Annotated in this window: 13 protein-coding genes and 1 tRNA gene; 8 read left to right on the forward strand and 6 right to left on the reverse strand. The window is 40.7% G+C overall.

The window, feature by feature from the left end; translation table 11 throughout:
- Positions 1 to 58 precede the first annotated feature (58 nt).
- Positions 59 to 913, reverse strand: coding sequence for a hypothetical protein (locus tag ACM5QX_RS22170; RefSeq protein WP_414755517.1), 855 nt, complete (start codon positions 911 to 913; stop codon positions 59 to 61).
- A 1,284-nt stretch (positions 914 to 2,197) separates the two neighbouring features.
- On the opposite strand from ACM5QX_RS22170, the gene ACM5QX_RS22175 reads away from it, so the two are divergent.
- The gene (locus ACM5QX_RS22175; RefSeq protein WP_414755518.1) at positions 2,198 to 2,626 is read left to right on the forward strand and encodes a hypothetical protein; all 429 of its coding nucleotides are present in this window, start codon (positions 2,198 to 2,200) and stop codon (positions 2,624 to 2,626) included.
- A gap of 63 nt (positions 2,627 to 2,689) precedes the next feature.
- On the opposite strand, the gene ACM5QX_RS22180 is transcribed toward ACM5QX_RS22175, so the two are convergent.
- Positions 2,690 to 3,871: an RtcB family protein gene (locus ACM5QX_RS22180; protein WP_414755519.1), complete on the reverse strand. Its 1,182-nt coding sequence runs from the start codon at positions 3,869 to 3,871 to the stop codon at positions 2,690 to 2,692.
- 289 nt (positions 3,872 to 4,160) lie between these two features.
- Between ACM5QX_RS22180 and ACM5QX_RS22185 the strand changes: the two genes are divergently transcribed.
- From ACM5QX_RS22185 to ACM5QX_RS22205, 5 genes are all read left to right on the forward strand, one after another.
- Positions 4,161 to 5,060 carry a class I SAM-dependent methyltransferase gene (locus tag ACM5QX_RS22185; protein WP_414755520.1) on the forward strand — a complete coding sequence of 300 codons (900 nt, stop codon included), beginning with the start codon at positions 4,161 to 4,163 and terminating at the stop codon, positions 5,058 to 5,060.
- On the forward strand, positions 5,057 to 5,785 hold the full coding sequence (locus ACM5QX_RS22190; RefSeq protein ID WP_414755521.1) for an HAD family hydrolase: 729 nt from the start codon (positions 5,057 to 5,059) through the stop codon (positions 5,783 to 5,785). Before ACM5QX_RS22185 ends, ACM5QX_RS22190 begins: the two co-directional genes overlap by 4 nt.
- A gap of 67 nt (positions 5,786 to 5,852) precedes the next feature.
- Positions 5,853 to 5,925 (forward strand) — tRNA-Ala (locus ACM5QX_RS22195).
- 332 nt (positions 5,926 to 6,257) lie between these two features.
- A complete protein-coding gene (locus ACM5QX_RS22200; RefSeq protein WP_011320143.1) occupies positions 6,258 to 7,082 on the forward strand; it encodes a segregation/condensation protein A in 825 nt (274 codons plus the stop codon).
- A gap of 387 nt (positions 7,083 to 7,469) precedes the next feature.
- On the forward strand, positions 7,470 to 8,639 hold the full coding sequence (locus ACM5QX_RS22205) for a sugar phosphate nucleotidyltransferase (protein ID WP_011320144.1): 1,170 nt from the start codon (positions 7,470 to 7,472) through the stop codon (positions 8,637 to 8,639).
- Between the two features lie 65 nt (positions 8,640 to 8,704).
- On the opposite strand, the gene speA is transcribed toward ACM5QX_RS22205, so the two are convergent.
- Complete coding sequence (gene speA / locus ACM5QX_RS22210) at positions 8,705 to 10,720, reverse strand: biosynthetic arginine decarboxylase (protein WP_011320145.1); 2,016 nt, start codon at positions 10,718 to 10,720, stop codon at positions 8,705 to 8,707.
- A 231-nt stretch (positions 10,721 to 10,951) separates the two neighbouring features.
- Between speA and ndk the strand changes: the two genes are divergently transcribed.
- The gene (ndk, locus tag ACM5QX_RS22215; RefSeq protein WP_011320146.1) at positions 10,952 to 11,401 is read left to right on the forward strand and encodes a nucleoside-diphosphate kinase; all 450 of its coding nucleotides are present in this window, start codon (positions 10,952 to 10,954) and stop codon (positions 11,399 to 11,401) included.
- Positions 11,402 to 11,605: 204 nt separating this feature from the next.
- Here the strand turns inward: ndk and ACM5QX_RS22220 are convergent, their stop codons facing one another.
- From ACM5QX_RS22220 to ACM5QX_RS22230, 3 genes are all read right to left on the reverse strand, one after another.
- The gene (locus ACM5QX_RS22220; protein WP_414755522.1) at positions 11,606 to 12,328 is read right to left on the reverse strand and encodes a TerC family protein; all 723 of its coding nucleotides are present in this window, start codon (positions 12,326 to 12,328) and stop codon (positions 11,606 to 11,608) included.
- A gap of 402 nt (positions 12,329 to 12,730) precedes the next feature.
- Positions 12,731 to 13,135 (reverse strand): DUF4351 domain-containing protein, encoded by a 405-nt coding sequence (locus ACM5QX_RS22225; RefSeq protein ID WP_414755523.1) that lies wholly within the window; start codon positions 13,133 to 13,135, stop codon positions 12,731 to 12,733.
- 27 nt (positions 13,136 to 13,162) lie between these two features.
- Complete coding sequence (locus ACM5QX_RS22230) at positions 13,163 to 13,480, reverse strand: helix-turn-helix domain-containing protein (RefSeq protein ID WP_414755524.1); 318 nt, start codon at positions 13,478 to 13,480, stop codon at positions 13,163 to 13,165.
- 211 nt (positions 13,481 to 13,691) lie between these two features.
- Between ACM5QX_RS22230 and ACM5QX_RS22235 the strand changes: the two genes are divergently transcribed.
- Positions 13,692 to 13,877, forward strand: a complete 186-nt coding sequence (locus ACM5QX_RS22235) for a hypothetical protein (protein WP_414755525.1) — start codon at positions 13,692 to 13,694, stop codon at positions 13,875 to 13,877.
- Positions 13,878 to 14,140 lie beyond the last annotated feature (263 nt).

Consider the following 14,140-nt stretch of genomic DNA (forward strand, 5'->3'; position numbering starts at 1 on the left):
CATCGCGTCTTCTTCTTCACCCAAGGATGCGTTGCAATTATTAATTGAATTGATATAATCAAAACCGTTGACATAAGGACGATGTTGAAATTTGTGACTGTGGTCTTTTGAAAGATACCTCTGTCATAAATTCTCTTAAGGTTTTGTCTTCTGTGATTAATCTTTCTATATTTTTTAGCTTAGTTCGTGTAGAGCTATAATTGCGCCTAGTAATACCGCTTGTTAAACCCATAATTTGGGTAACCCTTGCAGCAATTACTTCAAAATTTACACGAGAATAATCATCAATTAATTTTGATAATTGTCGTCCAGTATCCGCAGCGATTAAAAGTTTAGTTGTCGTATCTTCAATAGCTGCTTGTTCAACTGCATTCACTTTTAGCCATTCGTCTATTTGTTCCGCAACTTGGCGCTTAATTTCTTCTGCGGATAAAAATGAATTAGGATTATTATATAACTTACGAAGTTGTTGTAGTCGAACGCTAATTAGTACCCGTTGGGGATTGTTGGGTTTTGGCGGTCGTTCTTGAATTTGCTTGGCTAAGAGTAACATTTTTACTGTTAAACATCTTGCAGGTTGAGCCGATTGAGAAACTATTCTCGAACTACCATAATCTATGTTTTCCAGATTTTGAAATATCTCTAAAGCTGTGTCATATTCAACAGTCAAATTATCTAACTCTCTGTCAAAATTTGATGGTTGTCTGTTTGTCTCTTCATCTTGAGTGATAATTTTATCTATTTCCGGGATATCTCTAAAGTTAATACTAGGGTCTGTAAGCAGTTGTTGAGTGATTAACTCACGAGATAGTTTCGGGTCTAATGGCACATTTTTGAGTGTATAGATTTTCTTAACTGAGGTAATAGCTTCAACTACTTGGTCGTGAAATCTCTCGGTAGTTATCCGCAACATTGTTCTTCTCTCAGGTGTGCAACTACTGAGAGTCAAGCTCATGGTTAAGGTGAATAGGCAGAGTTTTAACCTAGTCAATTTCGGGTTAATGGAGTATGAGTATTTAATTGTTTTAGTTATACATTTATACCCAAGTTTATCTATTCAAATTACTTAATTCTTAACTTTTTTACGGGTAATTTTTAAGTTTAGGTCGGTTTTAATTTTTTTTAAGTCTTCAAGGCGCACAGTTATCTGTGTTTACTACTTTTGTTTTTTGTTTTAGCACAAATATTTTGCTTTTAGATGGCGGAATCGTCAGGTTGCTTCTATCCCCGTGAGGGGTAAAGGAATTAAAACATCTGGATGCAAGCTGCGCTACCTTCGATGGAAGCAAGTTTCCATCCCCGTGAGGGGTAAAGGAATCAAAACTGCAAAACAACCCCACCGAGGTGGGGAATGGGCAGAGCACGTTTCCATCCCCGTGAGGGGTAAAGGAATCAAAACCCTACCCTCCTAGAAGCCTTATCTAGAGAGTGTTACAGATAGCGATTTTAGCGGAGGGTACATTTTACCTGTCAACAAGCGCAAATTATTGACAATAGAGGACTATTAGACCCTATTGAAACCCTTGTACAGTAAGCGATTAGCGGGGGTAAACGAGAGAATAAGGGTTTCAGGGATCGGTCTACCCCCGCTAAAAACTTACGTGTCGATAGTTAAAACAAACACTTTTACGTTCAATTGGAAACAGGATATTAAGTTTTCAAGGTTCTGTGATTATAGGCAGTAGTATAACAAACTACTTTAGGTTGTAAAAGTCAGAAGTATTAATTTTTCTATCATGCAGTTAAGAGAATAGTAGGTTGGGTGTAGCGATAGCGTAACCCAACAAAGTCTTGAGAATGTTGGGTTCCGTTCCTCCACCCAACCTACACTAAATTTAAAAGCGTAATAGCTTAATTTATTTACTGTGATCTTTCAAATGAGAAAGCATTTGGCTTAAATGCTTTCTCATTTCAGTATTTTCCGTAAGCAATTACAGATATTGTTTTCTCATTTGCTATAAACGCTTTCTCATTTCAGTAGATTGCGTATTCATTTTGGTGTTTTCCGCAAGCAATTACAGATATTGCTTTCTCATTTGTTGTAAATGCTTTCTGTTTTCGGCAATTACGCATTTATAACAAACATTATCTTTGTAGCAAAAGCAATTACATATTTGCTGAAATTCTCTCAGGCTGATCTATACAGAAGTTTTTTAAGGTAAATAATATTACTACGCTACCTAACAAGGTGTATTTTATGGCTCGTAGAAAAAGAAGCTCTCAGGCGTTACAAAAAGCAGTGCGGCGTGCGGCTAGTGTTAACTCTATTGATCCAAATTTAGATTTAGGTAATGGACTCAGCTTATCAGCTTTCTTAAATCTTATTGAGACTATGCGAAATAGAGAAAATACATACAACAGCGCTCTTTCCAATCTTGATAAGCTATACAGAGAAATGCTGGAAACAGAACGCCAGTTAGCAGATATGACAGAGCATATATTGTTAGGTGTGGCTACTCGATACGGCAAAAGCAGCGTAGAGTATGGTATGGCGGGAGGTGTGCCGAAAAACCAGCGCCGCAAAGGATTACGAGGTGAATCATCAAATTCTACTAGCGATCGCTCATCATTTGTTGTTAGTGTAAATAACAATGGAAATGGAACAAAAGCCGTAGGGAAAATTTAGCTAGAAATTGGGGGGTAGGAAGTGTTAGCACTTATTGATCCCCCCTAACTTCCTTAAAAAAGCTCACCCTTTCACACAAACAACTTGCTTGAGAGTAGCGACAACTTCAACCAAGTCTGCTTGATTTTCCATCACTTGATCAATGGGTTTATAAGCACCAGGAATTTCATCTAAAACACCAGTATCTTTACGACACTCTACACCCTTGGTTTGCTCAATCAAATCATCAAGAGTATAGACATTTTTTGCCTTACTTCTCGACAATAAACGACCAGCACCGTGAGAGCAAGAACAAAAACTATGGGCGTTACCTTTACCTTTAACAATGAAAGATTTTGCTCCCATTGAACCAGGAATAATGCCATAATCTTCTGTTTGAGCGCGGACTGCACCTTTACGAGTTACATATACATCTTCATCAAAATGTACTTCTTTTTCAGCATAGTTATGATGACAATTTACCTGTAACAAAGGTTTAGTTAATTTGCCACCAGCAAGATGTTTTTCAACGATGCGTTTAAAACGCGCCATCATCACATCACGGTTAACACGGGCATAATCTTGCGCCCATTGTAAATCGTTCCAATATGCTTTAAATTCTGGTGTACCAGCGATGAAATAAGCCAAATCAGGATCAGGTAATCTATTACCTGCTAGTTTTGCTAATTCCTTCGCGGTACTAATATGACATTGAGCAAGTTGATTGCCGATATTCCGTGAACCAGAGTGCAACATTAACCAAACTTGGTTTTCTGTATCCAGACAAACTTCTAAAAAGTGATTACCACCGCCTAGAGAACCCATTTGTCTCATGGCTTTAGTTTGTAAGTCTTGGACACCAGAATGTAAGTCTGAAAAATCGCGCCAACGTTGCCAGTTAGCCACAGATTTTTCTACTTCTTTATTTTCATTGAAACCAGTGGGAATTGCGGCTTCAATATCTAGGCGAATTTTCTTGAGTTTCCCTTCTAAATGTTCACCTGTAAATGGTGTTTTAATTGCACTCATACCGCAACCAATATCCACGCCCACAGCAGCAGGAATGATTGCTTCTTTAGTGGCAATTACAGAACCAACTAAAGCACCTTTTCCTAAATGAACATCGGGCATTAATGCTACGTGTTTAAATACAAATGGTAGGGATGCTACATTTTTTGCCATCTTGGTTTCTTCAGAACCTAGTTCATGATTTGCCCAAGATAATACAGGTGCTTGTGTTTTAATTTCTAACTTTTCGTAGGGCATAGTTTTTAATGGGTAATTGGTAATTAGTAATGGGCAATTGGTAATAGAAAGTAAAGTTTTACATATTGTTTTGTGAGAAATTAAAAGTTAGGACTTACTGAATTTTTTTATTTGTAGAATACATATATTACATTTGTAATACAAATAAATTTGAGTGTCAAGGGATGGCTGACAAAAAACCAGGATTCTTTTGCTATCAAAAGTTTGCTTCCCTAAAGGGGTACATCCAATAGGGAAAAACAGCTACAGTAGATTTCAGAAAAACAATGACCGAACTTAAATTAACTTTATGGCAACACGTCCAAAGACAATTTGGGAAAGCTTCTTATCACCTGTAGTCCGGTTTTTAATTGATGAAGATAAATGGCGGCGTTATGCTCAAAGTATCGATTGGGAAAAAGAAAGCGATCGCTTCCGCAGAACAGATGTAATAATTCCCTCATACTACAGTAGCCATAATTTTCATGGCATTGAGGGGGGATATCTCAATTCTAGTGCAGCCGTCACCTACGACCCAATTACGGAATACGTCTTACCACCAAATGGAACGTTGGTACGTCAAGCCTTAATTGATGCGGTAAAAGTCCAACCACGACGCATACTTGATTTAGGTTGTGGTACGGGTTCTACTACATTAATGTTAAAGCAGGCTTTTCCCCAAGCAGATGTTATCGGCTTGGATTTATCACCTTATATGCTGGTGAGGGCAGAAGATAAAGCCAGAACTGGGGGTTTAGATATTAGTTGGCGACATGGAAACGCCGAGAAAACTAGCTTTCCCAATGCTTCCTTTGATTTGGTGACGGCTGCTTTGTTGTTCCATGAGATACCACCTGAAGTATCCCAGGCAATATTACAAGAATGTTTTCGGCTGTTGGTAGCTGGTGGACAAGTTATAATTCTCGACGGAAATCAAAAAAGCCTACGTCAGTTAAATTGGCTTAATGATATTTTTGAGGAGCCTTACATCCGTGAGTATGCTGCTGATAGTGTAGATGCGCGGATGGGTGCGGCTGGGTTTGCAGGAGTGCGAACAGAAGATTTATGGCTGATACATCAAGTAACTAGCGGTATCAAACCCATCTTGCCAACAGATACTAACCAAGCAAAAGACAGACAATATATGCCAGCAATAGATAATAATGATTTGGAGGGTCTAGAATCTCCAGCTTTTGGCATAGTGGCATGAGTTTAAAGGCAATTCTGTTTGATTTCAATGGCGTAATCATCAATGATGAGCGCATCCACCTACAATTGATCGATGAAATTCTCATTCAAGAAAATCTCCAACCCCAAAAAGTGCAAGAGCGTCAAGCTTCATTAGGAAGGAGCGATCGCGCTTGTTTTCAAGAATTGCTAGCAAATCGTGGTAGAGTCGTCAGCGACGATTCTTTAACTCAGTTACTCAACAGTAAAGCTCAAGCTTACGTGCTGGAAGTGGAGAAATTAGAAAAACTCCCCATATATCCAGGTCTAGAAGACTTAATATATCAAGCGCGTTCCCGTAATCTCCATTTAGGCATTGTTAGCGGTGCAGTTCGCCAAGAAATAGAACTAGTACTTAACCGCGCTAAACTAGCCGAGTATTTCACAGTTATTGTTGCAGGCGACGACATAACCACCAGCAAACCCAAACCAGATGGTTATTTACTAGCAGTGGAACGCCTAAATCAAAAATATCCCGAATTAAATCTCTTACCCCAGGAATGCTTGGCAATTGAAGATACCCCAGCAGGTATCGCAGCCGCTAAACGAGCGCAAATGCAGGTGGTAGGCGTAGCCAATACATACCCCTTCCATATGTTACAACGCTGCTGTAACTGGACTGTCGATTACCTGAGTGACTTGGAACTAGAACGAGTCCAAAAAATATTTTCTGGCGGAGAATTTCAGGCGATCGTGAGTGAGTGTTAAAATATTGTCTGATAGCATGACGTTAGTCTAGGTAAGCATAATTTTATCAACTTACCAAGCTCTCTAAGGGGAATTAGCTCAGTTGGTAGAGCGCTGCGATCGCACCGCAGAGGTCAGGGATTCGAGTTCCCTATTCTCCATTAGGCATATAAAGAGATACGCATAGTGTTTGAGAATTTTCAATTACAGTTTTTAACTCATCAATAGATAGTAGAGTCATATGGTGAAATTCCTATCGTCGGTAATTAAAGCTCAACAATGTATATTTATTTCCCAGCTTTAAACCCAAAAATTCATCTTTCTTTTGATGAAAAATTAGCTATTATATACACCATTCTGTAGGCGGAGAAAAAAGTCCTTATCTGTACTTATATTTAAAAAGTGCTTTTCACTACAGATACCCAGATGCACAAACAGGGAAATTTTCTTCTCTGTACACCTGAGAGCAAAAATTACACCATCGGAAATCAGAATGGATGCTTCCGAGCTATTAGAAACGATCACTCTCTTAATTGAGCAAGCAGAACAAGGAGAAATAGATCCTTGGGATGTCAAAGTTATTGAGGTGATTGACCGTTATTTAGAACTAATGACACCAAAGACCACTGCCAGAGGTTATGAATCTGACTTGTCTCAATCTGGACAGGCTTTTTTATCAGCCTCTATGCTGGTATTATTCAAAGCCAATACCTTGATGCAATTATCAACAGCAGAAGATTTAGAAGATATTGAGGATAGTCTATTAGCAGAGAATGGAGATAGCTTATTCCATCAAACCCATCGTTTACCCTTAGAGCGAGTTTTACGACGGCGACCCGCCGCCATGCCCCCGCCAAAACGCCGTGTCACTTTGCAAGAGTTGATCGCCCAATTGCAAATCATGGCGAACCAACTCAAATTAGTACAAAAAGTTAGTAAACCGGAACGTCCCAAACGTCAACCTACTGTCAAAGCTATGCGGGAAGCGCTAGAGTTAGCGCACCAAGAAAATTTGACGGAGGTAGCTGGTGAATTGGAACAAGTATTGCATTTTTCGGCCCAAGAACTGTTGTTAGAACAAAATTATTTAAATTTAGAACAACTCGTACAATTGTGGACTCAGACAAAGCAATCACACCAATTATCAGCCCATGAATCGGTAAACAGTGACCTAGTTAGCGTGTTCTGGGCTTTATTGCTATTATCGGCACAATCTAAGGTAGAGCTAGTTCAGGAGGAATTTTATCAAGAGGTGAGAATCCGCTTGCTTTCAGATTCAGTAAACACCTACCAATCATTGGAGCAACCAATAAACTGAACCAATTGAGAACAGTTATATAGAAGCTTCTGTGAATTTACAGACTGTTGCATCAGTAAACCCAAAAATCCGATTAAATTAAAAAGATAACTGATTGCTTGTCATCTAACCGTACTAGGACTTACGTATGGAGAAGAAAAATCAAAGCTTTGGGCAAGAGGTGCAGGGGTTCAGGGGTTCAAAACCCTCACACCCTCACACCCCTACACCCTCACACCCTTCCAAGGTGAAAAGTCTAATTGCCTAAGTCCTAATATCTCTGGTTGCGATCACCAACAAATTCCTGTTATCCCTGTTGTCAGGGGTTACTTAGAGCAGAAATAAAAAACTGATGATTAAGTATCACACAATGAAAGTAAACTGGCTTGTGGTTGAGGAATAAACTTTATGAAAGCGATGATTCTCGCAGCAGGTAAGGGTACTCGCGTTCGTCCGATTACCTATACGATTCCCAAACCGATGATTCCCATCCTGCAAAAGCCAGTGATGGAATTTTTACTGGAACTTTTACGTCAACATGGTTTCGACCAGATTATGGTCAACGTCAGCCATTTGGCTGAGGAAATTGAAAACTATTTTCGTGATGGTCAACGGTTTGGTGTGCAGATTGCCTATTCTTTTGAAGGCAAAATTGATGATGAAGGTAAGTTGGTAGGGGAAGCAATAGGTTCTGCTGGAGGGATGCGTCGCATCCAAGATTTTTCACCATTTTTTGATGATACCTTTGTGGTGTTGTGTGGCGACGCTTTGATTGACTTAGATTTGACGGCAGCAGTAAAGTGGCATAAATCCAAAGGTTCCATCGCCACTATCATTACCAAAACTGTCCCCGAAGAAGAAGTTTCTAGTTATGGTGTGGTCGTCACTGATGAGAATAGTCGGGTTAAAGCCTTCCAAGAAAAACCATCGATAGAGGAAGCACTCAGTACTAATATCAACACAGGTATCTACATTTTTGAGCCAGAGGTGTTTAATTACATACCTTCTGGTGTGGAATATGACATCGGTGGTCAACTATTCCCCAAACTGGTAGAAATTGGTGCGCCCTTCTATGCGATCGCAATGGATTTTGAATGGGTGGATATTGGTAAAGTACCAGACTACTGGCGGGCAATTCGCGGCGTGTTACAAGGGGAAATCAAGAATGTGCAGATCCCCGGTCATGAGGTTGCCCCTGGCATCTACACTGGCTTAAATGTGGCGGTGAATTGGGACAAAGTAGATATCACTGGCCCAGTTTACATTGGTGGCATGACTCGCATCGAAGATGGCGCGAAAATTGTCGGCCCGGCGATGATTGGCCCCAATTGCTGGATATGTGGTGAAGCTACTGTTGATAACAGTGTTATCTTTGAATGGTCACGATTAGGGCATGGAGCCAGGCTAGTAGATAAACTGGTGTTCGGGCGTTACTGTGTTGATAAAACAGGAGCTGCCATTGATGTGCAAGCTGCTGCCTTAGATTGGCTGATTACCGATGCGCGGCAAACACCGCCAGAACATACCCCAGTGGAACGGCAAGCGATCGCCGAATTGTTGGGAACAAATGCCATTTAGTCAATAGTCATTAGTCAGTTGTCAGTTGCAATTTCTACTGACAACTGACAACTAACCACTGACCACTAACTATTTAAGTATGTGTATCTTCTGAGACTTTGTTCGTAAGTCTGGAGTAAGCGTTGGGATTCGGCTAAGGTAATGCGTTTTTCTTCTAACGCCCGCTCGCAACGTTGGCGGATGTTTTCTACCATGTCCTCGGAGTCATATTGGACGTAGCTCACCACTTCACTCATGGTATCGCCTTTGACTACGTGTTCAATTTGGTAGCCTTTGGGTGTTAATTGGATATGAACGGCGTTGGTATCGCCGAATAAGTTGTGTAAGTTCCCCATAATTTCCTGATAAGCACCATTGAGGAACATTCCCATATAATAGGGTTCTCCCGGTTGGAACGGGTGCAGTTCTAACACAGATTTAACATCCCGTAAGTCGATAAAGCGATCAATTTTGCCATCACTATCACAGGTGAGGTCTGCTAAAATTCCTCGCTGCGTTGGTTCTTCATCTAGCCGATGGATGGGCATAATTGGGAACAGTTGATCGATCGCCCAGCAATCTGGTGCTGATTGAAACACCGAAAGATTGATGTAGTAGATGGAAGCCATGATTTTTTCTAGGTCTTCCAACTCATCGGGTACGTAATCATGCTGCCGGATAATGTCTAAAATTTTCTGACAACAAGCCCAGTAAAGACGTTCAGCTTTGGCTCGTTCACGCAGGCGTAAAATGCCCAAGTTGAAGCGGCTAATGGCTTCTTCCTTGAATTGGGTAGCGTCGTGGTAGAACTCTTGATAGTTTTCTTTGTTGATGGATTGATAAGTTTCCCACAGGTAATTAATAACTGGGGATTCACCTTCTTTTGGTGGTTCTGGGTTATCGCGGGGGACATCACTGGTACTGAGAACATCGAAAATGAGTACCGATTGATGGGAGGCGATCGCTCTACCGCTTTCACTAATCAGTGTTGGTACGGGAATTTGTTTCTCTGCACAGGTATCTTTTAACTCTGCCACGATGTCGTTGGCATAGTTCTGCATATTGTAGTTTTTGGAGGCGTAGAAGTTGGTCTGGGAACCGTCATAATCCACGCCCAAGCCGCCGCCAACATCCAGATATTTCATATTAGCCCCCAAGGATGCTAACTCTACGTAAATCCGGCTAGCTTCTTGGATGGCATCTTTAATCACATTGATGGCGGAGATTTGGGAACCAATATGGAAGTGCATTAATTGCAAAGAATCCAGCAAGTCAGCATCACGGAGTTTGTCAACTGCTTGGATGATTTCAGGAATTGTCAGGCCAAATTTAGCGCGATCGCCAGTGGATGTACCCCAGCGTCCCATCCCTTGGGTGCTTAATTTTGCCCGTACCCCCAAAATCGGCTTAATGCCTAATTGGTGACTAGCCGCAATCACTAAATCGACCTCTTCCACCTGTTCTAGGACGATGATTGGTGTTTGGCCTAGTCTTTGGGATAACATGGCCGTTTCCACATACTCCCGGTCTTTGTAGCCGTTGCAAACTAGCAAAGATCCAGGGGTATCCAATAACGCCAAAGCAATCATTAACTCCGGCTTGGAACCAGCTTCTAAACCAAACTGATGTGGCTTGCCAAATCTCACTAAATCTTCAATCAAATGCCGTTGCTGGTTGCACTTGACAGGAAACACGCCACGATATACCCCAGGGTAATTGTAGCGAGCGATCGCCTTGGCAAAACAAGCGTTTAAGCGTTCAATGCGGTCTTCTAAAATATCCGAAAAGCGAATCAGTAAGGGTAAACCCAAACTGCGTTGTTTCAAAGCATTGACCAATTCAAACAAGTCCAAAGAACCGCCGCGATCGCCTTTGGGAGAAACAGTGACGTGACCAGCCGCATTAATCGAGAAATAAGGCTGTCCCCAACCTTCAATCCGGTATAAAGCTTCGCTGTCCTCAATCTTCCAAGCGCGAGATACATCTCCTGGCGCATTCGTTGGTAGCAGCTTTTTCTGCTTGTGATTTTTCCCCTCCAACTTGTTTCCGTTGGCTGGTACTTTTACCACCTCGTCAGATGTAGCAGTTGACTCAACACCCATTTCTTCCTGACCTCTGTGTTTCACCCACGAATAAACAATTTAACGCATTCGTATAAGAACTGATATGAACTCAGAGATAATTTCTGAGATAAACTCTGATTGGTCAGTATTTACTTAGTCATTAGTCATTGGTCATTAGTCATTAGCAGAAACGCTTGAACTGTGGACTATGGACTTTTGACTATGGACTCTTGACCAAATAAAAATTTTATTAAGCTTTGGGAGATAGCAATGGAACGCACATTCTTAGCAATTAAGCCTGATGGCGTACAGCGTGGACTGGTTGGAGAAATTATCCGTCGCTTTGAAACAAAAGGTTTTACCCTTGTAGGTTTAAAGTTCCTCCAAGTCAGTAAAGAATTGGCTGAACAACATTATGGCGTACACCGCGAAAGACCATTCTTTCCAAGCTTAGTCGAATTTATCACCTCTGGCCCGGTGGTAGCGATGGTTTGGGAAGGTGATGGCGTAATTGCTTCTGCGAGAAAAATTATTGGTGCGACCAATCCCCTAACAGCAGAACCCGGAACAATTCGGGGTGATTTTGGCATTAACATCGGTCGCAACCTCATCCACGGTTCTGATGCACCAGAAACCGCACAAAAAGAAGTAAGCCTATGGTTTACAGATGCAGAATTAGTCAATTGGCAACCCCATTTAACACCTTGGTTGCACGAGTAGTTACACCAATTTGAAAAAAGAATGCGACAAATAAACCATCCGTAGAGACGCGATTCATCGCGTCTTCATCCAAGGATGTGTTGCAATCATTAATTGAATTGGTATTAGTTAGGGAGTGGGGAGTAGGGAGTACTAAGTGAAATATTCTAGTTACTAGTTTTCATTTCCCAGTCCCCAATCCCCAGTCCCCAATTCCCATTCCCCTTACTTCGATACTTCACTTTTTTCCACTTCTACTTGGGGTGATTCAATGAGAGTTCGTTTGGAAAAGCCCCAAGTGAATATTAGAGCGATCGCTGCAATCATTAACCACTCTGGTGGGACAAAATCATCGTTGACGACTTTCAATAACAGACGCAAACCTACTAACGCTACAGTGATATAACCTGCGTCTTCTAGATTTTCAAATTCATCTAACCAACGAATAAATAATCCCGCCATAAATCGCAGGGTGAAAATACCAATAGTCGTCCCGGTGATTACTAGCCAAGTTTCTTGAGATACTGCGATCGCTGTTGTCACGCTATCTAATGAAAAGGCTAAATCAGTAAACGCAATCACGGGTATCGCTTGCCACAAGTTAGCAAAACGCGGGCCGTGGTGATGGTCGTCTTCAGTTTCTTCTGAGGTAAAGTGTTGAAATACCAGCCATAGCAGGTAAGCCGCACCTAGAAGTTCAAATTGCCAAAACTTTTGTACCTCAGTGGCAGTCAACAATAAGGTTATTCGCAGCACATAGGCGACAACTAAACCAATGTTGAGGGCTTGGCGTTCTAGGTTTTTATCTTCTAACCCTTGGGCGATCGCAGCGAGGGCAATCGCATTATCTGCTGATAGTACCGCCTCTAGAAATACTAATATCAGCAGGACTATAGGCGCTTCAACGCTGATATGAAAGTGCAGGTAGTCAAAAATTCGGTCTAGCATTCCAGATTTCTCAAGCAGTGAAAATTAAAAATTAGCAGGGATAGCCAATCTCGTATAAGAAAGTGCAACAAATTGCTACTTTTATCCAGCTTAACCTGTAGGGGGTGAGTTCTGGTAAGTCCAGAATCTAAGGGTTTGTGTGGTTTACCGCAAGTGTCACTTTTCTAGTTCACCCAGAGGCGCGGAGAACACAGAGAAATCATGAATCAAGTCAAAATTCAAAATAAATTAAAATAAATTAAAAAAGCGTTATCAAAAATAAAATAGTTTGAAAATTTTCTTTCTTAAACATTAGCCATTATTTTAAATCTGGCTCACTCGCCAAATTAGCGATCGCTTTTTCCACAAACTACAGAGGGCGCATAATGAATAAAGAGAGCGATCGCATGGTGAAATACAATCCTACTGCTGCTGTTGTAACCAATTTACTAAATCAGCTTCGGTAGAAAAATCTAGTAATGCTTCAGCTAAATCCTCTAACTGAGTTAACGATAATCCCCGTATACGCTCTTGTAATTCAGGGCTAATATCACCAATTCTTCTTGTCACTAGACGTTGAATGACTTTCAATTCTCCTTTTTGCAATCCTTGTTGTATTCCTTCCTCCATCCAACTAGTAACGATTTGCATAACTACCTCTTGTTGAGTTGGTTCAAATTGTGCAATTTCAGACTGAAAACTTTCTGTTTCTTGGGCATTTAGGCGTAGGTATGTATCAATAAACCCAGAAATTAACTGCATCCGTGCTGGATCTAACTGCAACGTAGCTAAAAGACGTAGACACTCAGATTTTAATCTTTGGTGCAATTTGTTAAATTTTCCGAGCCAAAAATTTTAATACAGCACACTGTTTAACCCACGATTCTTTACCAAGTGCAGTAGCTTAAGAGATGCCCCAGTAGGCCGCTTTTGTCCTATTTCCCATTTTTGAACTGTTGAAGTACTTATATTCAAAATACGTGCAAAAACAGCTTGACTAACTTGAGATGATTCCCGTATTTCCTTAATTTGTAGTGGTTCTAGAGGCTCAATAGGAGGTAGGCATAGGTGTTCAAATTCGCGCAATGTAGTTTGATTCATTAGTCCAGCTTTGTGTAGGTCTTTCGCTGTCTCATGAACTGCTTCAAGAATTGCTGATTTCTTCTGACGCATTACAAATCACCTCTATTAACGCATTGAATTTATATCTCTGGGAAGAATAAGCCGATGAATTCCCATAAAAAGGTAGTTAATAGTTCTTTAAACAGGCGATCGTGGTCTATCATAATTAAATTTATATCATGTCACTGATGAGCGATCGCTGTTTTTATCTCATACCGATTCTCTATGAAGTTGCACCAAATAAATGATGTAGAGACGTTGCATGCAACGTCTCTACAGTACTTCCCGTAGGGTGGCGCAGAGACGCAAAGAATTATTTTTACGCTTGGTTAGCAGCGATCGCTCTCCCAATGCTATGAAAGTATTTATTAGTTGCGCCAAAAGCTACAGGATGTTTAGCTATCACAAATACAGTTGGAGTACTTATCGAAATCAAGAACCCTTCTGACGTTGATGTAAACTCAACATCTGTTATTTTTTGAGTTATTTTCCTCCAATAATATTCATACAATTTACCGTAAAACACAACTGCTTTAGGTTGATTTTCTTTAATTCTCTGAGCAATATGATTGATTCGTTTATCAAGACAATATTGCTCATAAGTTTGTCTATCACATAAATAAGACAAGCGAGAATAATTACTATATATCCAATCGCAGAATTGTTGAATGTCAAGAAAAAGTTGATAAAAATAGCCCAAAATATGTTAAT

The sequence above is a fragment of the Anabaena sp. CCY 9910 genome, from assembly GCF_963920875.1.
Classification (GTDB): Bacteria; Cyanobacteriota; Cyanobacteriia; order Cyanobacteriales; family Nostocaceae; genus Trichormus; species Trichormus variabilis.

Coding starts and splice junctions, on each gene's coding strand:
- ACM5QX_RS22170 (WP_414755517.1), bottom strand. CDS start 913: ATGTTGCGGATAACTACCGAGAGATTTCACGACCAAGTAGTTGAAGCT.
- ACM5QX_RS22175 (WP_414755518.1), top strand. CDS start 2,198: ATGGCTCGTAGAAAAAGAAGCTCTCAGGCGTTACAAAAAGCAGTGCGG.
- ACM5QX_RS22180 (WP_414755519.1), bottom strand. CDS start 3,871: ATGCCCTACGAAAAGTTAGAAATTAAAACACAAGCACCTGTATTATCT.
- ACM5QX_RS22185 (WP_414755520.1), top strand. CDS start 4,161: ATGGCAACACGTCCAAAGACAATTTGGGAAAGCTTCTTATCACCTGTA.
- ACM5QX_RS22190 (WP_414755521.1), top strand. CDS start 5,057: ATGAGTTTAAAGGCAATTCTGTTTGATTTCAATGGCGTAATCATCAAT.
- ACM5QX_RS22200 (WP_011320143.1), top strand. CDS start 6,258: ATGGATGCTTCCGAGCTATTAGAAACGATCACTCTCTTAATTGAGCAA.
- ACM5QX_RS22205 (WP_011320144.1), top strand. CDS start 7,470: ATGAAAGCGATGATTCTCGCAGCAGGTAAGGGTACTCGCGTTCGTCCG.
- speA (WP_011320145.1), bottom strand. CDS start 10,720: ATGGGTGTTGAGTCAACTGCTACATCTGACGAGGTGGTAAAAGTACCA.
- ndk (WP_011320146.1), top strand. CDS start 10,952: ATGGAACGCACATTCTTAGCAATTAAGCCTGATGGCGTACAGCGTGGA.
- ACM5QX_RS22220 (WP_414755522.1), bottom strand. CDS start 12,328: ATGCTAGACCGAATTTTTGACTACCTGCACTTTCATATCAGCGTTGAA.
- ACM5QX_RS22230 (WP_414755524.1), bottom strand. CDS start 13,480: ATGCGTCAGAAGAAATCAGCAATTCTTGAAGCAGTTCATGAGACAGCG.
- ACM5QX_RS22235 (WP_414755525.1), top strand. CDS start 13,692: ATGCAACGTCTCTACAGTACTTCCCGTAGGGTGGCGCAGAGACGCAAA.